The organism is Roseibium sp. AWQ4_254, from assembly GCF_056161025.1.
In genome coordinates, this window is the sequence record NZ_JBSWYH010000022.1 from 78,265 (window position 1) to 97,449 (window position 19,185).

Genomic DNA, 19,185 nt, shown 5'->3' on the forward strand with positions numbered 1-19,185 from the left:
TGCTGACAGCGGGGCCATTTTTGGGAAGGCCGTTTGCGCGGTTCCCCGGGTGGCCACCCGACGCACAAGCGTAATGGTCTCCAAGCAGGAGTAACCTTGATGTCCGACACCGCTCTGCCCGGCTCCAAAGGCCCGGCAGCCCGCAACATGTTTGCTGCCTTGCAGCTCGACACCCGCCTTCTGGGCATGATCGGGGCGTTCATCGTCCTGTGCCTGGTGTTCAATGTGGTTACGGATGGCCGGTTTCTGACACCGCGCAACATTTTCAACCTGACAATCCAGACCGTGTCGGTCGCCATCATGGCCACTGGCATGGTATTTGTGATCGTAACCCGCCACATCGATCTTTCGGTCGGCTCCCTGCTTGCCACGGTTGCCGCCGTCATGGCGGTGCTGCAGACTGACATTTTGGCCAGCCCGCACGTTCTGGGTGTCGGCCACCCGGCTATCTGGGTGCTGGCGCTTCTTGCCGGGGTCGTTGTCGGGGTGTTGATCGGCGCATTTCAGGGCTGGATGATCGGCTATCTCGGCATTCCGGCTTTTATCGTCACCCTGGGTGGTTTGCTGGTTTGGCGCAATGTGGCCTGGTTCATCACATCCGGGCAGACCATCGGGCCGCTGAACGAGACCTTCACCATGCTGGGGGGCATTGGCGGCACGCTTGGCGAAAGCGCCTCCTGGGTGTTTGGCCTGGTGGCAGCGCTCTTGGTGCTCTGGCTTCAGGTCGCCTCACGCAGGCGCAAGGCGTCCCACGGCTTTCCGGTCAAGCCGGTCTGGGCGGAAATCACCCTCGGCCTGATTACCACCGGCGCGATCCTGGGCTTTGTGGCGGTTTTGAACGCTTATCATATTCCGCCGGCCCGGCTGAAACGGATCTTTGCGGCGGCTGATGAAACCATGCCGGAAGGTCTGGAAGTCGGCTATGGTATTCCCTATTCGGTGGTGTTGCTCATTCTGGTGGCTGTTGCCATGACAGTGACGGCCCAGCGGACCCGGCTCGGACGCTATATCTTTGCCGCTGGCGGCAATCCGGATGCAGCGGAGCTGTCGGGCATCAACACCCGTTTTCTGACGGTCAAGATCTTCGCCATCATGGGCGGCCTGTGTGGCCTGGCTGGGGCCGTTGCCTCCGCCCGTCTCGGGTTTTCCACCAACGACATCGGCACGCTGGATGAGCTGCGGGTGATCGCGGCGGCTGTGATTGGCGGGACCGCGCTGTCCGGCGGCGTCGGCACGATCTATGGAGCCATTCTCGGCGCCCTGATCATGCAGTCGCTCCAGTCGGGTATGGCCATGGTTGGTGTGGATGCGCCGCTGCAGAACATTGTTGTTGGTGTGGTGCTGGTCCTGGCCGTTCTGGTCGACATCATCTACCGCAAGCGCACGGGAGAGTAAGCCATGACAACCCCTCTCGTGGAAATGAAGGACATGTGCATTTCTTTCGGCGGCGTTCATGCGGTCGATCATGTGTCCGTTGATTTGCATCCCGGTGAAGTGGTCGGCCTGCTTGGCCACAATGGCGCTGGAAAATCGACCCTTATCAAGATCCTGTCCGGCGCCTACAAGGCCGACAGCGGCCAGATCCTGATCAATGGTGAGGAAGCGCATATCCACTCGCCGCGCGATGCCCGCGCGCACAATATCGAGACGATCTACCAGACGCTTGCACTGGCCGATAATCTGGATGCAGCCTCCAACCTGTTTCTGGGCCGGGAGCTGACCACATCGCTCGGTTTTGTCGATGACGATGCCATGGAAGCGGAAACCCGCAAGATCATGGGCAAGCTGAACCCGAACTTCAAAAAGTTCCATGCGCCGGTCAAGGCGCTGTCGGGTGGCCAGCGCCAGTCCGTGGCCATTGCCAGGGCGGTTTATTTCAACGCCAAGATCCTGATCATGGATGAGCCGACAGCCGCGCTCGGGGTGCATGAAACCCAGATGGTGGCCGAGCTGATTCAGGAACTGAAAAAGCAGGGTCTTGGGATCTTCCTGATCAGCCACGACATTCACGACGTCTTCCAGCTTTGCGACCGGATTGCGGTGATGAAAAACGGCCAGCTGGTCGGAACCGCGAAAACCACGGATGTGACCGACGACGATGTTCTGGGCATGATCATCCTTGGCAAGTGCCCTCCCGGGGCAACTCCCGGACCGGGGGCCCTTGCCGACGACACTGTCGTCGGCTAACCAGAGCGATGGCCGACGGCACAGTCGTCGGCTAACCAGAGCAATGGCCGACGGCACAGTCGTCGGCTAACCAGAGCAATGGTCGGCGACACTGTCGTCGGCTAACGAGAGCAATGGTCGGCGACACTGTCGTCGGCCAACCAGAGATTTGGCCTGCGGCACTGTCGCCGGCGGATCCGGGAGACGCGCAGCGGCAGCGTTGACGCTCTGTTTGATTGAATGCCTCCGCGCGCGGATCTGTTGAGGGTTTGCACGCAGGGGTCCCTTGCCGGTCCAGCCTGTCCGGCTGCACCTGGCGCAGGGTCAGACCCCGTCGAAGCCTGCCCGCAGGCATCGGCCTTTCTTTTTGCCTGTTTTGAGGAACGCACCTCATGTTTATCGGACTTGATATCGGCACCAGTTCCGTCAAAGCCATTCTGCTGGCCGATAACCAGCAGCTGATTGCCTCTGCGACGGCCCCCTTGAGTGTGAACCGGCCCCATCCGGGCTGGTCTGAGCAGGATCCGGACAGCTGGTGGACGGCGTGTCAGGATGTGCTCGATGCGCTCAAGGCCCAGGCGCCTCTGGAACTGTCCAAAGTGACCGGCATTGGCCTCTCCGGACATATGCATGGGGCAACGCTGCTGGACCGGGACGGGGCGCCTTTGCGGCCCTGCATCTTGTGGAATGACGGCCGGTCCGGCGCACAATGCACGGCGCTGGCTGGAGCGGAGCCGAGATTCATGACCCTTGGCGGCAATCTGGTCATGCCGGGCTTTACCGCGCCGAAGCTGCAATGGGTGCGCGAAAACGAACCGGAGATCTTTGCCCGCACGGCCAAGGTCCTGCTGCCGAAAGACTATGTGCGGTTCAAGCTGACCGGGGATTATGCCAGCGACATGTCGGACAGCGCCGGGACGCTCTGGATGGATGTGGCTGAGCGGGACTGGAGCGACGCGCTTCTGGCGGCAACCGGGCTGACCCGGGACCAGATGCCGCGCCTTGTGGAAGGCACTGAACCCTCAGGAACCCTGGCTAAGGCGCTTTGTGCCCGCTGGGGCTTTGAGAGGGCGCCGGTGGTTGCGGGCGGTGGCGGCGACAATGCGGCTTCGGCCTGCGGTGTTGGCGCTGTGGATCCCGGGTCCGCCTTCGTGTCTCTCGGCACCTCGGGGGTTGTGTTTGTCACCAATGACCGGTTTTCCCCGAATGTAGACGGCGCGGTGCACGCCTTCTGTCATGCGGTGCCGGATACCTGGCACCAGATGGGGGTGATCCTGTCGGCCACTGACAGTCTCAACTGGCTCTCGGGAGTGGTGAAAACGCCGCCCGAAAAGTTGACGGCCGCCCTTGGAGAGGTGACCGGCCCGTCAGGGGCCGCCTTCCTGCCTTATCTCGGCGGGGAGCGGACCCCGCACAATGATGTGGCCATCCGGGCCGGGTTTGCCGGTCTGTCCCATAAGACGGGCACGGAAGATCTGACCCATGCGGTTCTGGATGGGGTGGCCTTTGCCTTGAAGGACTGCATGGAAGCCTTGAGCGTTGCGGGAACCAAGGCTGGCCGCCTGCTGGCTGTCGGTGGGGGGTCGCGCTCTATCGTCTGGCTGCAAATTATCGCCAGCGTGCTTGAAGTGCCGGTGGATGTGCCGGTTGATGGCGATTTTGGCGCCTCGCTCGGGGCGGCCCGGCTTGCCCAGGCGGCGGCAACGGGCACAACGGCGGGTGTCTTTGGCAAGCCGGACGTGAAAACCACGATCGATCCGGTGCCTGCCCTGATCGCCCCCTATGGCGAAGCCTATGCCCGCTGGCGCACACTTTATCCGGCGCTCAAACAGGCCGGATACTGAAAAAGACTGATTTGACAACCGATTGCCTTTGACCTGTTCCCCAGAGTTCTGGGGGCAGGGGCGATCCAGGGAGATGATGACATGAGCACTGGTTTTTTTGGCGACCTGCAGCCGATCCCCTATGCCGGTCCGGAAAGCCGCGACCCGCTAACCTACCGCCATTACAACAAGGACGAAATCGTCCTGGGCAAGCGGATGGAAGATCATTTGCGCCTGGCGGTATGCTACTGGCACAGCTTCTGCTGGCCGGGCACAGACCCGTTTGGCGGGGAAACTTTCCAGCGCAGCTGGATGGCGGCCGGGGGCGATCCGATGGCCCAGGCCCGGCTGAAGGCAGATGTTGCCTTCGAAATGTACCAGATCCTGGGCATGCCGTATTTCACCTTCCACGACCGGGACATTGCCCCGGAGGGCAAGACGCTTGCGGAAAGCAATGCCAATGTGAATGCCATTGCCGATCTCTTTGAAGGCAAAATGGCTGACACCGGCGTGAAGCTGCTGTGGGGGACCGCCAATCTCTTCTCCAACCGCCGTTTCATGGCCGGTGCCGCCACGAACCCGGACCCGGATATCTTTGCCTATGCGGCGGCCCAGGTGAAAAACGCCATGGATGCGACCTACCGCCTGAAGGGTGAAAACTATGTTCTGTGGGGCGGGCGTGAAGGCTATGAAACCCTTCTGAATACCAATGCCAAACAGGAACTGGACCAGCTGGGCCGGTTTCTCAACATGGTGGTGGAGTATAAGCACAAGATCGGCTTCAAGGGTACGATCCTGATCGAGCCCAAACCCCAGGAACCGAGCAAGCATCAATATGACTATGATGTCGGCACGGTCTATGGCTTCCTTCAGGCCTATGGTCTGGAGAGTGAGGTGAAAATGAACATCGAGCAGGGGCATGCGATCCTGGCCGGGCACTCCTTCGAGCATGAACTGCATATGGCCCGCTCCTTCGGCATTCTCGGGTCTGTCGACATGAACCGGAACGATTACCAGTGCGGCTGGGATACGGATCACTTCGGCATGAACGTGCCGGAACTGGCGCTTGCCTATTACGAGATCCTGATGGATGGCGGTTTCACGACCGGAGGCACGAATTTCGATGCCAAGCTGCGCCGCCAGTCGCTCGATCCGCTGGATCTGATCCAGGCCCATGTGGGGTCTGCCGATGCCATCGCCCGGGGGCTGAAGGCCGCAGCGGCGATGATCGAGGATGGCCGTCTGAAAGGCTTTGTCGAGGACCGCTATGCGGGCTGGAAGGCACCGGAAAACGCGGCTATCCTGAATGGCGGGTCTTCCCTGGAGGCGCTGGCGGAGCGGGTGCATGGAGCGGATCTGGAGCCCCAGCCCAAATCGGGACGGCAGGAATATCTGGAAAGCCTGGCCAATCTTTTCGTCTGACCGGCTTCGGTTTTTCTCTTTCAAGGGCCGCGGGTTTCCGCGGCCTTTTTGTTGGTCCTTGTGGCGTCGCCTCTTGGGGGCTTTTCTGTGAAACTCCATCTTTGGGCTCAGGAGAGTGGCCGCCGGAATTACGCTGTGTATAAGACCCTTGGCTTGTGACGCGATCAAATTTTTTGACGCAAGTGGCAGAGGGGACTTGCTGGCAAGGGCGGTCTTTCCGGTTCTCGAAATTTGTTGGAACCCGGCAAAAAAACATGATTTGCCGTAGAGTTTTTGAAGGAAAATTCACGAGCGAATCCGGAAATCGCACCTAAAGATTTCATGTCTTGTTGATGAGAGCACAATGAAAGAAAAGCAGTAATTAAATAATTTATTATGTATTTTCAAATAAAATAAATTAAATATTACAATTATGATTGCTCAGAAAAAGAAAGAAACAATATTTTCGTATGCATTAAATAATAAAATTATATTATATTAACGATTTATTATATTAGTTTTTGGAATTACGTGTGAAATTACGTGTGAAATTACTCGTAAAAGTTCTCGCATGACTGTAAAGCAGAAAACCCTCTTGGGCTGCGGTGGTTGGAGCCTGGAGCTTGAAAAGTCTCGTGTCCGTGGAAAAAGACATCGCAAAAGTGGAAGGCATGAATAGAGATGCGTTTCTGGCAGCGGAAATGAACGCGGTGATGGCAAAGGTTGTGGTGCATACCAACCAGTTCATTCTGCCCCGTTCCTGGAAGCCTGTTGCCGCAACCCACGACTACATTGCCCGCATGGAGCACTGAATCCAGCAAGTGGAAGATATGCGATCAGCCAGCGGGTCGTTTCTGCTGGATGTGAAGGCAGCCTAATGAAACCGCAGGCTTTTTCTTGGGGCGTGGACATGGGCGCTGCGGCCGCGCATCTCTTTGTTGCGGACTTACAAATATTATTGTCGAGATGAAGAAAACTGCTGAAATCTTATCGCAGCAGTTATGAGGACGGTTTGGGAGGTCAAAGTGCAGAGTGAAGCTTGTGGAAGAAATATCCGCTATTGAACGTCGGGCGCTCCAAGTGGCGCAATATGAAGCTTTCGGCCGTGCGTCAACGCCATGTGTTGCAGTTGCGACTATCGCCATCCTTGGAAATATCTTCATCTATAGCGAAGAATTCGATTGGAGGATTTCGATCCTTCTTCAATTTTTATTTATTTTGATCGCATTTCTTCATGGATTGTTTTGGTATTGCCTTAAAAGTAATAAAACTATATTGAGCAATCACATTGAAAGTGTGATTTCCTATGAAGCAATTTTTTGGGTTTCCGCGTCATCGATTGTCTGTGCGGTGAATATGTATTTCTACCTGCGGGCAGATGAAGTCGGGAAGTATTATGTATTCATAGCTCAAACTGCGGTCGGTTTCCTAACCTACCTTACACTCTATTACATGAAAACGACGGCCCGGCTCGTAGGCGCGATCGTCTTTGTGCCGTTGTCGGTGGTGCATATCTGGCTGGGAGACACTGCCGATGTGTTTGCCGGTCTTGTGATCATCGGAGTTTTTGCTGCCGTCGTCGTTCATTCGCAGCTGTTTCTGGAAGACTTCCGGTCCCTTTTGAAATCCAAGTTCGACATCATCAATCTGAGCGAGGACAAAGCCCGTCTCGCCAGCCTGGACATGTTGACCGGACTGCCCAACCGCCGACACTATTTCCAGATCCTGAAATCGACCTTGAATGCGTCCCGGACCGACGACAGCCAGGTGTTTACCGGAGTCGTGGATCTGGATGGTTTCAAACCGGTCAATGACACCTATGGCCATGTTGTGGGTGATGAGGTTTTACGGGTCGCGTCCCAGCGGCTCCTGACCGCCAGCGAGCACATCTTTTCCCTGTGCCGGATCGGAGGGGACGAATTCGGGTTCTTCGTGCACGGCGAGAAGAGCGACAATGATCTGATCCGGATCGGGGCAAGTCTGATGGACGTGCTGCGGGAACCGATCGAAGTCGGCACCATCTCCATCTCCGTCGGCTGTTCTGTCGGTATTGCCCGGTACAGTGCGGGGCTGGAAGAGTTTGAGGACGAGGCTGATTTTGCACCTGAAGAGCTTTATGAGCAGGCGGATATTGCGCTTTATCAGGCCAAGCGAAGCGGCAAGTCGCAAACGGTCATCTTCTCAAATGAGCACAAGAAGCATCAGCTGCGCACCGGCAAGATCATTCAGGGCCTGAAATCGGACCACCTAGAAAACGAACTCTATCTCGTCTTCCATCCGATGGTGAATCTGGAAAGTGGCCGGGCCCATACTTTTGAAGCCCTGGCCCGGTGGAAAAGCGCAGAACTTGGCTTCGTGTCTCCGGCCGAGTTCATCCCGATTGCCGAGCAAACCGGCTTCATGAAAGTGATTACGCCGATGCTTCTCAAACGCTGTCTGAAGCAGATGAAGGACTGGCCGGTGGATGTTCGCCTGTCCTTCAACCTCTCCGGCCAGGACCTGTGCAGTCCCGATACGATCCTGCAAATTCTGCAGATGCTCGAAGCAGATACCGCAAGTGCTGCCCGGCTCTCGTTTGAAGTCACCGAAAGCTCGATGATCCAGGACTACGAGATGGCGTTGGCGCATATCCGCATCCTGAAGGCGTGCGGCGCGCATATCGCCCTGGATGACTTCGGCACGGGCTTCTCGTCGCTCGCCTATGTCAATGGTCTGCCACTGGACAAGCTGAAGGTCGACAAGTCCTTTGTGGAGAATATCGATCAGGATGAGTCCAGCCGGAACATCGTGCGTCTGGTGATTTCCCTGTGCAGGGATCTCAATCTGGAATGTGTCGTTGAAGGTGTGGAAACCCGGGAACAACTGGACGCGCTCGTCTTGCTCGGCTGCACCAACATCCAGGGCTATTACTTCTCCAAGCCCTTGAACGCTGAGGACGTGCCGGCTTTTCTGGAAAAGAAGCAGCATCACGCCGGGACCAAGACGGCCGGGCGGGCTGTCCTCTAGAACATCGTCGTTGGATGCGGTCCAGGGCAGTGTCTCTTGTGCGGGATTTTCTGCCGTTCGGCATAGTCGGGTCAACGGCTGGTTTGGCAAAGGGCAGAGACCAGCGATATGACTGGTCTCCGAGATTTGTTAGACTTGTGTCAGAACGATGCTTGTAGGGGGCACCGCAAGCATCTGTTCAAGACCAGCCCACTCGCCAGATTCGACCAGACGATTGATGTGAACCGCATGCTTGTCTGAGCTTTCCCAATCCTCAATCAACATGAATACTGACGGGTCGTCTTGATGAGCCATGACACGAACGGCTTTGCACCCGTCCACACAAGGCAACTCGATTTTGACAGATTGCATGGCGCCTGCAAAGGCTTCGAGATGTAAGGGCTTAGGTTTAAAAGTCACCATGACGATATGGTCTTTTGTCATTTAAATGATGTCCCTTGTTATCTTGTCATATTTTGTGAAAGCGGCCCAAAAGCCTTGGTTAGCTGAATCTTTGCCTAGTTTACGTTGGTCACCATTCCGTCTCTACCTCAGTATCTGAAATATGACTTTCAAAAACAAAAGTAACCACCCGGTTGCCACCGCCTGCCTGAATTGAGCCCTTTATTGTAAGAGACGTGCATAACGACGTCGTTTGCGACGTATCTTATGCGGGGTTGTCGATGCGTGGTGAAATCCTTGGACTTGAGCGGCGAAGGCGGTGGCGAGATGAGGACAAGCTCGGGATCGTGATGTCTGTCGGGATTGAGGGTGCAACGGTGACCCAGGTTGCGCAGCGCCACGATGTGACCCGACAGCAGATCTATACGTGGCGGCGTGAGCTGAAGAAGAAAGGGCTGTGGTCGCCGGACGGCGGCGCGCTGTTCTTTCCGGTGGAGCTTTCATCTGCGCAGGGAATTCCGGAGGTTCGTCCGGCGATCCGTGAGGAGTCGGTCAATTCGGATCCAGTTCCGGTTGAATTGCGCCTGAGCAACGGGCGTTGCCTGCGTTTCGACGGCCGCCTGGATGCGAGCACGCTGACGCAGCTGATCCGGGCGGTCGAAGCGGCATGATTGGCCCGGGGACTGGTGTTCGGGTCTATCTCGCCTGCGGTGCCACCGATATGCGCAAGGGCATAGGAGGTCTGGCGTCGCTTGCACAGGATGTGCTTCGTCAGAAGCCAACGAGTGGAGCAGTGTTTGCCTTCCGTGGCCGGGGGGGTGATCGGCTGAAACTTTTATATTGGGATGGCCAGGGCTTCTGTCTTTACTACAAGGTCTTGGAGCGGGGCTGCTTCCCCTGGCCTTCGGTTGCCGACGGCACGGCTCGTCTGACTTCGGCGCAGCTGGCGATGCTGTGGGAAGGCATCGACTGGCGCAGGCCGGACTGGGGTTCGCCGCCGGCTCGGGTGGGTTGAATTATCTAACTGATTTGCTTTGTTTTTTTGGCATATCCATTGGATCTGTGGTAAGTCAGGATCATGTCTGTCGATGCCGCAAATCTTCCTGACGATCCCGCCATCCTGAAGGCGAAAATCGCCGCTTTGCAGGCGGAAAACGCGAAGATGTCGGCAACGCTTCGGGCCCATGGCCAATTGGTTCAGGCCCTGCGGCTTCGGATCGCCAAACTCCAGAAACAGGCCTTCGGTAAGTCCTCGGAAAAGATCGAGCGTGAGATCGAACAGCTGGAACTGGCGCTGGAAGATCTGCTGGTTGCGGTCACCGAGAACGCCGGCGCGCCGATCGACGATGATCAAGGCGAGGACGAGCCCGCAGCTGCTGTCAACGGCACGCGCGAGCACAAGCCGCGGCGGCGTCCGGGTGTGTCGGCAGCGACCCCGCGCGAGCGCCGGGAACTGGACCCCGGCACATGCTGTCCCGATTGCGGCGGCGATCTGCGTGTCGTGGGCGAGGACGTCAGCGACATCCTCGACATGATCGCGGCGCAGCTGAAGGTCATCCAGATCGCCCGGCTCAAGAAATCCTGCCGCCGGTGCGAGAAGATGGTGCAGTTGCCTGCGCCGAGCCGGCCGATCCCGGGCTCAATGGCAGGTGCGGGCCTGTTGGCTTACATCCTGGTCTCCAAGTTTGATGACCACCTGCCGCTGTATCGCCTCAACGAGATCTTCGGCCGAATGGGCGCCGACATCCCCGACAGCACGCTGGTGGATTGGTGCGGCCGCGCCATGCGGGTGCTTCAGCCTTTGATCGACCGGATCGAGGCCGAGGTCATGGGCAGTGATCTGCTGCATGCCGATGACACTCCGATCCGGGTTCTGGATCGATCCTTGCGGGACAAAGGGTCTGGCGGGGGCCTTGGCAAGGGCGTGAAGAAGGGCCGGATCTGGACCTACGTTCGCGATCAGCGTCCATGGTCCGGTGCCGCGCCACCCGGAGCGGTCTATTACTTCGCCCCTGACTGGAAGGAGGGGCACGTCCAGCACCATCTCAGGCACGCAAGCGGCATTCTCCAGGCCGATGGCTATAAGGGCTTTGCGAAGCTCTATGAGCCCGGGCTGGACGGAACCTGCCGGTTCCGCGAGGCTGCATGCTGGGCACATCTGCGCCGGGATTTCCACGATGTCTGGAGCGCAACCAAATCCGAGATCGCCCGCGAGGCGCTCGACCGGATCGGAGCCCTCTACGACATCGAGCGTGAGATCTCGGGCCAGCCTGCCGACATCCGCTGTGCCGCGCGCCAGGCGCGAGCCAAGCCGAAGGTCGACGACTTCAAGGTCTGGGCCGAGCGGCAACTGACACGCTTGCCCGGCAAGAGCGAACTTGCCAAGGCGTTCCGCTATGGCCTCAGCCGCTGGCCCTCCTTCTGCCTGTTCCTTGAAGATGGCCGCGTGGCGATAGACAACAATGCCGCTGAACGCGCCCTGCGTCCGATTGGAATCGGCCGAAAAAATTGGTTATTCGCCGGCGCCGACACCGGTGCCGAGACACTCGCGCGTGCCATGACGGTCATCGAAACCGTCAAGATGAACGGGCTCGATCCACAGGCCTATCTGACCGATGTTCTCGATCGCATCCACGATCACAAGATCAACCGTCTCGACGATCTGCTTCCCTGGAACTGGAAACCCATGCCGGTCTCCTGCGCAGAGGCTGCCTGATGGCCGCCGTCACTCATGTCACCACACTCGAGTGTGTCGCGCAGTTGCTCGGAGAAGACCTCGAACTCCTGGAGGCCATCGTCGAAAACGATGACAACCTGACCTACGGCAGCATCGTCAGCGTCCAAACTGGTCAGGACGACTATGTTACAGCGCTTACTGACGACGGCATCTGCGAACTGAAAGACATGCTGGCGAACGCCCGAAGCTCAACCGAAAACTGGCACAGCTTCCTCGAAGACTTCGTCTCTGATCCCAACGTCATTGCCCGCGTCAAGGCCCAATCGCCGCGGTAACAATCGGCCGGTTACAAACAAAACGCCGAATTGGGATGATCTACGGCTTTTTCCAGCCCTCGTTAAAGAACGCGGATTGGCGGGGGCTGCTGCCGTTTCAGACTCAAGGTCACCGACTTTGAGCCGCCGCATGCGACACTTGGAGGAGACAATAGATGTGAAGTTCTTTGACCGAAACCCGACGTGACACGGCCTGGCTTTTCGTGGATGCGAAGTTCTTCGCATGGGTCATGATCAACTACGCTTGGTATGACATCCGATAGCGCGGCGATCACATAATCATAGGGGATTGGGACGAGCTGAACGCCTTATGTATTGGTTGGCCGCACCTTTGGCACGTCAGAATTGTGTATCTGTGGTTCCTCCGCGCAAGCCAGATGAACATCGCCATGACGGCCCCCAAACACGGTTTCCTCTATCGGTGAGTTTCTCCGACTGCCGGCTTGAAAAATGTTCCAGTGAGAACGGGCGGGCAGGGGTATCTGTAACTTAGAGGAAATGAACTGAAGTGACGCAACGGTTTCAGCTGTTTCTGGAAAAATAAGGCTGTAAGATATTGAAGTATCTGCACAAAATAAAAAATAAAATTTATAGTTACTTAATGGAATCATGCAATCAAATGCGCATCTGACTTAATTCGGGCGCCGAAAAAATGCTTCTCGACAAATTCAAAATCAGTTTCAAAATCTGGATTCCGGTCATGAGTCTGGCCGTGTTTACCCTAGCACTTGTGGGCTATGATCTGTGGTCGCTCCGGTCCATTCTCTACGGAGAAAGAACGGAAAAAACTCAGACAGTTGTCGAAATCACCAATTCCGTTCTGAAATATTTCCATGAACTGGAAGCCTCCGGCCAGATGAGCCGGGCGGAGGCACAGGAGTGGGCCCGCAACGTGGTGCGGGCCATTCATTTTGATGGCAATAATTATGCCTTTATTTTTGACGAGGCCGGAAACCGGATCGTGAGTGCCAAAAAGTCGAGCGAAGGCAAAAGCGCCTGGGATTCGCGCGACAAGACTGGAAAATACCACGTGCGGGAAATGATCCGGGTTGCCCAGAATGGCGGCGGCGTCAGCTCCTATATGTGGAACAGGAAGGGCCAAACGGAGCCTCTGCCAAAATCCACCTGGTCGGAAACCTTCAAACCCTGGGGCTGGGTGACGGCGACTGGCGTTTATGTGGATGATGTGTCTGCCGCATTCTGGTCCAAGGCCAGCGCGCTGCTTGGCTTCCTGATGATCGGCGGTCTCATTGCTGCCTTCGTGGCGGTGGCTGCCATCCGCAACATCTCCGTGCCGCTGAAGAAGCTGACATCAGGCATGAAGCAACTGGCAGACGGTAATACGGATGTGGCCGTTGAAGGCGCCGGGCGCGGGGACGAAATCGGCGAAATGGCCGGTGCCATGGAGACCTTTGTAGCGAATGAAAATACCCGCCGCGATCTGGAAGACCGCCAGCATGCGCGGCAGGAACAGGATCTGGAGCGCTCGCGCAATATTCAGCATCTGTCCTCCGAATTCGAAATTCAGGTCTCCGGTTTGCTGCAAACAATCGGGGCGTCTGTCGACAGTCTGCAGCATGCCTCGACCAACCTGAATTCCGGGGCCCTGCAGACCACCAACCAGAGCGAAGCTGTGGCAGCGGCAGCGTCTGCGGCGTCCTCCAACACGGAAACGGTTGCCGCGGCCGCCGATGAACTGGCCGCTTCCGTTTCGGAAATCAGCCGCCAGGTGACTGCATCCAGTGAGATTGCCTCGCAGGCGACCGTGCAGGCGTCGGAGACCAACCAGCGGATTCAGGGCCTGTCCGAAGCCGCAGCCAAGATCGGTGAGGTGGTTACGCTGATCCAGGCGATTGCCGAGCAGACCAATCTTCTGGCGTTGAATGCCACCATTGAAGCGGCCCGGGCCGGAGAAGCCGGCAAGGGGTTTGCAGTTGTGGCTGCCGAAGTGAAGGAACTGGCAACCCAGACCTCCAAAGCGACGGAGGAAATCTCCACGCAGATTTCCAGCATTCAGGGGGAAACCAGCCAGGCGGTGGATGCGATCCGGATCATCACCGACACGATCGGCAAGATCAACGAGATCACGTCCGGCATTTCGGCAGCTGTGGAACAGCAGGGCGCCGCCACAAATGACATTGCCAAGAACATCCAGCAGGCGGCCTCCGGCACCCAACAGGTCTCCGACAACATCGGCGGGGTCTCTCAGGCGGCAGGCGTTACGAATGAAGCCGCGGAGATGGTCCATGCAGCGGCCAACAGCCTTGAGCGGGAAGCCCAGGAATTGCGGGAAAATGTCGGGGCGTTTCTCGATGACGTGAAGGCCAACGCATCTGCCGAAGCTGCCTGACCGGAAAGACCGGACAGGCGTAGCCTGAAAGGGCGGCGCAAGGCATATGAAACGAATAGACGGGATCCGGCCGGGCCGGGTCCCGTTTTTGCTGGCGGTTTTCTAAAGGCCTTCGAAAGAGGCTCGTCCGTCAGGGTCTTGCAGATCGTGCAGCCGGTTGGCCGCATGGCGGCCAAAGCGCAAGGTCACGGCCTTGCGGGTCGCGGCGGACAGTTTGTGCTCAGGGGCCTCGCGCAGGATCTCAGCACCAAATCCGTCAGACAGAATAAGCCCAGCCTCTTCGGGAAACGCCTCCAGGGGCACGTCGGGAAGGGTGGCAAAATAAAGCCGGTCGCAATGCTGGCGGTAGTCCGGCCATTTGCTGTCGGCGCGCAGGTCCGCAAGGGAGGATTTCACTTCCACGATCCAGAGCTGGTGGCGGGGCCCGAGGGCGAGCAAATCCGCGCGGCGGGACGAGGCCAGGGTGACTTCCGGCAGGCAGGCAAAATCAAGCTGCCGCAGCAGCCGGGCCGCGCCGCGCCAAACTCTCAGCGCTCGCTCCGATTGCCGCCCGTCCGCCAGCGGATCATGGATCTGAAGGCGGCCTGCGGTGAGACGATCATCCTGTGTCATCTGATATTTGTTCCATTTTTGTTCACTTTCTGCAAGCATGTTTCGCAGCGGAAAGGACTGTCTCGCCTTTTGGCGTGTTTCGCGATATGCAAATGACATGCGATTTTGTGCAGATCCGGGAGGGGATATGCGTTTAGGACTTTTGACATGTGCATTGCTTGGGGGGCTTGCCGTTTGCGCTGTCCCTGGACCCGCCTCGGCGGCCAAAGGGGATCTGAAGGTCAAGATCCCGAAATCCGCACCGCTTCTCAAAGGCCGGACCCTGGATTTGCGGTTTGCTGATTTTGCGCAAGGGATCTGGGTGCGGGATCTCAAGAATTGTCCGGCTGACAGCATTGACCGGACCCCGCCCGGAAGCACTTTGGCAATCTACCGGGGGCTTTGGGAAATGCCGGACCGGATCTGCCAGGTCTATGGGGCGGAGCTCGGGCGCATGGACACCCAGAGAGCGGCCATCAATTGTCTTCTCGACAGTGGTGCGGAAGCCATTGAGCTGGTGACGGTCCAGCCTCGGGGCGAAAACACCCTGCTGGTGCAGGAAGGAGAAGGACGGCCGGTGCAATTCCGCTTTTGTGAGGCGATCCAGCCGGTTCTGAAAGCGGAGGGCGCCGAGTGACGGCGCCTTTCCGGCAATAGAATTCCGGTTTTTCACACGAGATTGGTTGGGCGCGCGTCGCGTGCATCCGGACTGAAACTGCTGTGTCTTTTACGTTGACCTTCTGTGATGTCGGGCAGCGAAAGATAAATCCGATCAAACGCGGTTTGCTCTAAATATCCGGTCCGGACCAGATATCAGACTGCGCGTTTTTCTTCGGGGTCCGGGATTCGGAAATATGCGCTGTCAGCGGGTCCAGCCGGCAGAGCGCTTCATACTGGCTTAAAAACACCTCGCCGGTCAGGTGCTCCAGAAAGTCGGTCCGTTTCAGGCGGTCCATGACCGGCCCCTTGACCTCTGACAGGTGGAAGGCAACGCTTGAATCCGACAGGCGGTGATTGATCTCCTCCAGGCTTTCCAGCGCGCTGGCGTCGATCTCGTTGACCGCAGGGCACATCAGGACCACATGCTCGATCTCCGGGCGGTCTGCCACCAGTTCGTAGATCCGGTCTTCCAGAAATCTGGAATTGGCGAAAAACAGGCTCTCATCTACGCGCAATGTCAGAACCCGGTCTCCGGTCACAACCTTGTGCCGGTCCACATTGCGGAAATGCTCGGTGCCTGGAACAATGCCGACAATGGCCATGTGGGGCCGGCTGCTGCGGTAAAGATAAAGAGCGACAGACAAGCCGACCCCTGTGACCACCCCGGGCTCGACCCCGAAAAAGAGGGTGATCAGGATGGTTGCCGCCATGGCGGCAAAATCGCTTCGGGAATAGGCGAAGGTGCGTTTCACAGCACCGAAATCCACCAGGGACAGGACCGCAACGATGATGGTCGCTGCTAAGGTGGCCTGCGGCAGATGGGTCAGCAGCGGCGTCAGAAACAAGGTGGCAAGGGCAATGCCGATGGCCGTGAAGGCCCCCGCGGCCGGGGTTGCCGCGCCTGCATCGAAATTGACAACCGAGCGGGCAAACCCGCCTGTGACCGGATATCCGCCAGAGAGGGCGGAGGCGATGTTGGAGGCGCCAAGGCCGATCAGTTCCTGATCCGGCTCGATCCGCTGGCGTTTCTTGGCCGCCAGGGTCTGGGCGACAGAGACCGATTCCACAAAGCCGATGACGGAAATGAGCAGTGCGGGCCCGGCAAGCGCAAGCCACAGCTCACTGTCAAAGGCAGGCAGATGCGGGATGGGCAAGCCGGAGGGGATGTCACCGACGACCCGCACCCCGGCATCGGACAAATGAAAAAGAGCAGAGGCAAGGGTGGTTACGGCGACGGCCGCCACCGGCCCGGCCTTTGCCAGCAGATCGGCGGGAAAGGCGGGAAGGCCCAGGCCGAGCAGAAGGGGTTTCAAGCCCTTGCGCACCCAGAACAAGAACAAGGTGGCGGATGCCCCGATGGTCAGGGTGATCCCGTTGACCGCGTCCAGATGCTTCAGGATCGACAGGAGAATCTCGTAGAGCGTGTGCCCATGCGCCGGGACCCCCAGAATGTGCTTCAGCTGGCTGGCCGCAATCAGCAATCCGGACGCGGTGATGAAGCCGGAAATGACCGGGTGGCTGAGCAGATTGGCCAGAAACCCGAGCCGGAAAAAGCCCATGGCCGTCAGCATCAAGCCGGACAGCAGGGCCAGCACAATCGCTGCACCAAGATATTCCGGCGTCCCCTGAGTGGCAAATTCACCGACGGCGGAGGCTGTCATCAGGGAGACAACGGCCACGGGGCCGACCGCCAGCGCCCGGCTGGTGCCGAACACCGCATAGGCCACAAGCGGCAGGATCGAGGCATATAGACCGACTTCAGGCGGCAGGCCCGCCAGGAGCGCATAGGCAAGTGACTGGGGGATCAGCATGATCGTCACGATCACGGCGGCCACCAGATCGCTGGTCGCGGTTGTCTTGTTGTAGCTTTTGCCCCAGTCGAGAATGGGCAGGAAACGCTTGAGCGCAGTCATGTGATCTTTCTAAGGCATCTCAAGGCGCCGGAGGGCCAGAAAATGCGTTTGCGGCGCGGGAGGGCCGTGCCGGAACGGGGAGGCCGGTGAACATGGGACAGCTTGCGGGCGGGTGCACTCCGGGGCTGTCTCGAACAGGATCCGGGCCAGTGTCCCGGCCCGGGAAAGCAATTCAGAGCGGTGGCTGGGCGGTCAGGACGCAGAGACTTTTTCCGGTTTGGCCAGCCATTCCTTGCCGCGCAGCATGGCCTTCCAATAGACCGGAGGCAGGATGCGTTCCTTCAAGAGCCAGGCGGTCCGGGTCGGTTTGGTGCCGTCCACCAGCCAGCGCGGGAAGCTTGGCAGCAAGGTGCCGCCATAGCCGAACTCGGCCAGCACGATCTTGCCGCGCTCCACGGTGAGCGGGCAGGAGCCGTAGCCATCATATTGGGCCGTTGCACTGCCGCCCCTGATGTCGGAGACGATATTCTCCGCCACCACTGGGGCCTGTTTGCGGGCGGCGGCGGCCGTCTTTGCATTTGGGGCGTTCATCACATCACCGAGTGACCAGATATTGTCATAGGTGGTGTGGCGCAGAGTTGCCTGATCCACATCCACCCAGCCTGCCGCATCTGCCAATGGCGACACTCTTATGAAGTCCGGTGCCGTCTGGGGAGGTGTTACGTGGATCATGTCAAAACCGGCCTCAATCCGCTTCACGGGCTGGTCCGGCTGGGAGACCTCGAACGTGGCCGTCTTGCCCGGACCGTCAATGGCAACCAGATTGTGAAAGAAATTCAGCTGCACACCATAGCGCTTCACATAGTCCATCAGGGCAGGCACGTAATCCTTGACCCCGAACAGAACCCCGCCCGCATTCATGAACTGGATGTCCATATTGCCCAGACGGGCGGTGCGGACCCAGTGATCCGCCGACAGGTACATCGCCTTTTGCGGCGCGCCCGCACATTTGATCGGCATTGGGGGCTGGGTGAATAGCGCCCTGCCAGCCTGCATCTCCTGCACCAGTTTCCAGGTATAGGGGGCGAGGTCATAGCGGTAATTGGAGGTCACCCCGTTCTTGCCAAGAGTGTCCACCAGGCCCTCCACCCGGTGCCAGTCCAGTTTAAGGCCCGGGCAGACCACCAGGCGGCCGTATTTGATCACCCGGCAGCCGTCCAGAACCACCGCATTGTCTTTCGGTTCAAAGGCAGCCACCGCCGACTTGATCCAGTGAACGCCCCTGGGAATGAGCGAACCCATGGTCTTTGCCGTGTCTGCGGCCTGAAAGATGCCGCCGCCGACCATGGTCCAGCCGGGCTGATAATAATGTACATCGGCCGGGTCGATCACGGCGACCTCAAGATCTGATGTGCGGGACAGAAGGCTGGAGGCCACAGAGATGCCTGCCGCGCCACCGCCAACAATGACGACATCGAAACGGGCATCTTCTGCGGTTTCTGTCGGTGTCCTGCCGCCGTTCACGATCCGTCTGGCGACGCCGGCCATATCGTATCCGGCCGCCTTGGTCCGCTCCAGGATTTCAGCCAGCGGCAAGGTCCCGGCCTGAGACAGGGACCACAGGGTGGCCGACCGGGTTCCGGTCCGGCAATAGGCTAGGGTTGGCTTGGGCAGGCCTTCCAGCAAACGGCCGAAGGCGTCCGCATCCCCATCTCCGACCTTGCCCGCAACGATGGGCAGATAGCGGGTTTCGATCCCGAACTTTCCGGCGGTGGCCTCAATCTCCTCAAAAGCCGGCTGGTCGGCGCCTTCACCGTCCGGCCGGTTGCAGATTACCGACCGGATACCGGCCTGGGCAAGTTCGGCCAGATCCTCGGGCCGGATTTGCGGCGACACATAGATTTGGTCCGTTATCGATTTCAGTGTCACAGCGGTCCCTCCC

The 19,185-nt window shown here is 58.5% G+C and carries 17 protein-coding genes; 13 read left to right on the plus strand and 4 right to left on the minus strand.

Annotated features, from left to right (window positions below; all coding sequences use genetic code 11):
• Window positions 1-99 precede the first annotated feature (99 nt).
• The 6 genes from ACXAIC_RS17215 to ACXAIC_RS17240 all read left to right on the plus strand — a co-directional run bounded on the left by ACXAIC_RS17215 (window position 100) and on the right by ACXAIC_RS17240 (window position 8,396).
• Window positions 100-1,395 (plus strand): sugar ABC transporter permease, encoded by a 1,296-nt coding sequence (locus ACXAIC_RS17215; protein ID WP_475182668.1) that lies wholly within the window; start codon window positions 100-102, stop codon window positions 1,393-1,395.
• A 24-nt stretch (window positions 1,396-1,419) separates the two neighbouring features.
• Window positions 1,420-2,187: an ATP-binding cassette domain-containing protein gene (locus ACXAIC_RS17220; protein ID WP_475182788.1), complete on the plus strand. Its 768-nt coding sequence runs from the start codon at window positions 1,420-1,422 to the stop codon at window positions 2,185-2,187.
• A gap of 371 nt (window positions 2,188-2,558) precedes the next feature.
• Window positions 2,559-4,010, plus strand: coding sequence for a xylulokinase (gene xylB, locus ACXAIC_RS17225; protein WP_475182671.1), 1,452 nt, complete (start codon window positions 2,559-2,561; stop codon window positions 4,008-4,010).
• 81 nt (window positions 4,011-4,091) lie between these two features.
• The gene (gene xylA / locus ACXAIC_RS17230; RefSeq protein WP_475182676.1) at window positions 4,092-5,411 is read left to right on the plus strand and encodes a xylose isomerase; all 1,320 of its coding nucleotides are present in this window, start codon (window positions 4,092-4,094) and stop codon (window positions 5,409-5,411) included.
• 602 nt (window positions 5,412-6,013) lie between these two features.
• Window positions 6,014-6,202, plus strand: a complete 189-nt coding sequence (locus ACXAIC_RS17235) for a hypothetical protein (protein WP_475182678.1) — start codon at window positions 6,014-6,016, stop codon at window positions 6,200-6,202.
• A 640-nt stretch (window positions 6,203-6,842) separates the two neighbouring features.
• A complete protein-coding gene (locus ACXAIC_RS17240; RefSeq protein ID WP_475182681.1) occupies window positions 6,843-8,396 on the plus strand; it encodes a putative bifunctional diguanylate cyclase/phosphodiesterase in 1,554 nt (517 codons plus the stop codon).
• A gap of 129 nt (window positions 8,397-8,525) precedes the next feature.
• Here ACXAIC_RS17240 and ACXAIC_RS17245 read toward each other — a convergent pair whose 3' ends face one another.
• Window positions 8,526-8,819, minus strand: coding sequence for a putative quinol monooxygenase (locus ACXAIC_RS17245; protein ID WP_475182684.1), 294 nt, complete (start codon window positions 8,817-8,819; stop codon window positions 8,526-8,528).
• 239 nt (window positions 8,820-9,058) lie between these two features.
• Between ACXAIC_RS17245 and tnpA the strand changes: the two genes are divergently transcribed.
• From tnpA to ACXAIC_RS17275, 6 genes are all read left to right on the plus strand, one after another.
• The gene (gene tnpA, locus ACXAIC_RS17250) at window positions 9,059-9,448 is read left to right on the plus strand and encodes an IS66-like element accessory protein TnpA (RefSeq protein WP_475182686.1); all 390 of its coding nucleotides are present in this window, start codon (window positions 9,059-9,061) and stop codon (window positions 9,446-9,448) included.
• Window positions 9,445-9,792: an IS66 family insertion sequence element accessory protein TnpB gene (gene tnpB, locus ACXAIC_RS17255; RefSeq protein WP_475182688.1), complete on the plus strand. Its 348-nt coding sequence runs from the start codon at window positions 9,445-9,447 to the stop codon at window positions 9,790-9,792. Before tnpA ends, tnpB begins: the two co-directional genes overlap by 4 nt.
• A gap of 63 nt (window positions 9,793-9,855) precedes the next feature.
• On the plus strand, window positions 9,856-11,493 hold the full coding sequence (gene tnpC / locus ACXAIC_RS17260) for an IS66 family transposase (protein WP_475182691.1): 1,638 nt from the start codon (window positions 9,856-9,858) through the stop codon (window positions 11,491-11,493).
• Window positions 11,493-11,789 carry a hypothetical protein gene (locus ACXAIC_RS17265; RefSeq protein WP_475182696.1) on the plus strand — a complete coding sequence of 99 codons (297 nt, stop codon included), beginning with the start codon at window positions 11,493-11,495 and terminating at the stop codon, window positions 11,787-11,789. The genes tnpC and ACXAIC_RS17265 overlap by 1 nt, the downstream gene beginning before the upstream one ends.
• Before the next feature lie 76 nt (window positions 11,790-11,865).
• Window positions 11,866-11,976, plus strand: a complete 111-nt coding sequence (locus ACXAIC_RS17270) for a hypothetical protein (RefSeq protein ID WP_475182699.1) — start codon at window positions 11,866-11,868, stop codon at window positions 11,974-11,976.
• 513 nt (window positions 11,977-12,489) lie between these two features.
• Entirely contained in the window at window positions 12,490-14,139 is a 1,650-nt protein-coding gene (locus ACXAIC_RS17275) for a methyl-accepting chemotaxis protein (RefSeq protein ID WP_475182701.1), read from the plus strand.
• 102 nt (window positions 14,140-14,241) lie between these two features.
• Here ACXAIC_RS17275 and ACXAIC_RS17280 read toward each other — a convergent pair whose 3' ends face one another.
• Entirely contained in the window at window positions 14,242-14,751 is a 510-nt protein-coding gene (locus ACXAIC_RS17280) for an MmcB family DNA repair protein (RefSeq protein WP_475182705.1), read from the minus strand.
• A 127-nt stretch (window positions 14,752-14,878) separates the two neighbouring features.
• Between ACXAIC_RS17280 and ACXAIC_RS17285 the strand changes: the two genes are divergently transcribed.
• The gene (locus ACXAIC_RS17285; RefSeq protein ID WP_475182708.1) at window positions 14,879-15,367 is read left to right on the plus strand and encodes a hypothetical protein; all 489 of its coding nucleotides are present in this window, start codon (window positions 14,879-14,881) and stop codon (window positions 15,365-15,367) included.
• A gap of 151 nt (window positions 15,368-15,518) precedes the next feature.
• On the opposite strand, the gene ACXAIC_RS17290 is transcribed toward ACXAIC_RS17285, so the two are convergent.
• Window positions 15,519-17,303 carry a SulP family inorganic anion transporter gene (locus ACXAIC_RS17290; protein WP_475182712.1) on the minus strand — a complete coding sequence of 595 codons (1,785 nt, stop codon included), beginning with the start codon at window positions 17,301-17,303 and terminating at the stop codon, window positions 15,519-15,521.
• Between the two features lie 192 nt (window positions 17,304-17,495).
• Complete coding sequence (locus ACXAIC_RS17295) at window positions 17,496-19,172, minus strand: bifunctional protein tyrosine phosphatase family protein/NAD(P)/FAD-dependent oxidoreductase (protein ID WP_475182716.1); 1,677 nt, start codon at window positions 19,170-19,172, stop codon at window positions 17,496-17,498.
• Between the last annotated feature and the right edge of the window lie 13 nt (window positions 19,173-19,185).

Bases quoted from the DNA above. Each gene is read 5' to 3' on its own strand.
- tnpC (WP_475182691.1), top strand. From the start codon at position 9,856: ATGTCTGTCGATGCCGCAAATCTTCCTGACGATCCCGCCATCCTGAAG.
- ACXAIC_RS17285 (WP_475182708.1), top strand. From the start codon at position 14,879: ATGCGTTTAGGACTTTTGACATGTGCATTGCTTGGGGGGCTTGCCGTT.
- ACXAIC_RS17275 (WP_475182701.1), top strand. From the start codon at position 12,490: ATGAGTCTGGCCGTGTTTACCCTAGCACTTGTGGGCTATGATCTGTGG.
- ACXAIC_RS17245 (WP_475182684.1), bottom strand. From the start codon at position 8,819: ATGACAAAAGACCATATCGTCATGGTGACTTTTAAACCTAAGCCCTTA.
- ACXAIC_RS17265 (WP_475182696.1), top strand. From the start codon at position 11,493: ATGGCCGCCGTCACTCATGTCACCACACTCGAGTGTGTCGCGCAGTTG.
- ACXAIC_RS17240 (WP_475182681.1), top strand. From the start codon at position 6,843: ATGAAAACGACGGCCCGGCTCGTAGGCGCGATCGTCTTTGTGCCGTTG.
- ACXAIC_RS17280 (WP_475182705.1), bottom strand. From the start codon at position 14,751: ATGACACAGGATGATCGTCTCACCGCAGGCCGCCTTCAGATCCATGAT.
- xylA (WP_475182676.1), top strand. From the start codon at position 4,092: ATGAGCACTGGTTTTTTTGGCGACCTGCAGCCGATCCCCTATGCCGGT.
- tnpB (WP_475182688.1), top strand. From the start codon at position 9,445: ATGATTGGCCCGGGGACTGGTGTTCGGGTCTATCTCGCCTGCGGTGCC.
- tnpA (WP_475182686.1), top strand. From the start codon at position 9,059: ATGCGTGGTGAAATCCTTGGACTTGAGCGGCGAAGGCGGTGGCGAGAT.
- ACXAIC_RS17290 (WP_475182712.1), bottom strand. From the start codon at position 17,303: ATGACTGCGCTCAAGCGTTTCCTGCCCATTCTCGACTGGGGCAAAAGC.
- xylB (WP_475182671.1), top strand. From the start codon at position 2,559: ATGTTTATCGGACTTGATATCGGCACCAGTTCCGTCAAAGCCATTCTG.
- ACXAIC_RS17220 (WP_475182788.1), top strand. From the start codon at position 1,420: ATGAAGGACATGTGCATTTCTTTCGGCGGCGTTCATGCGGTCGATCAT.
- ACXAIC_RS17215 (WP_475182668.1), top strand. From the start codon at position 100: ATGTCCGACACCGCTCTGCCCGGCTCCAAAGGCCCGGCAGCCCGCAAC.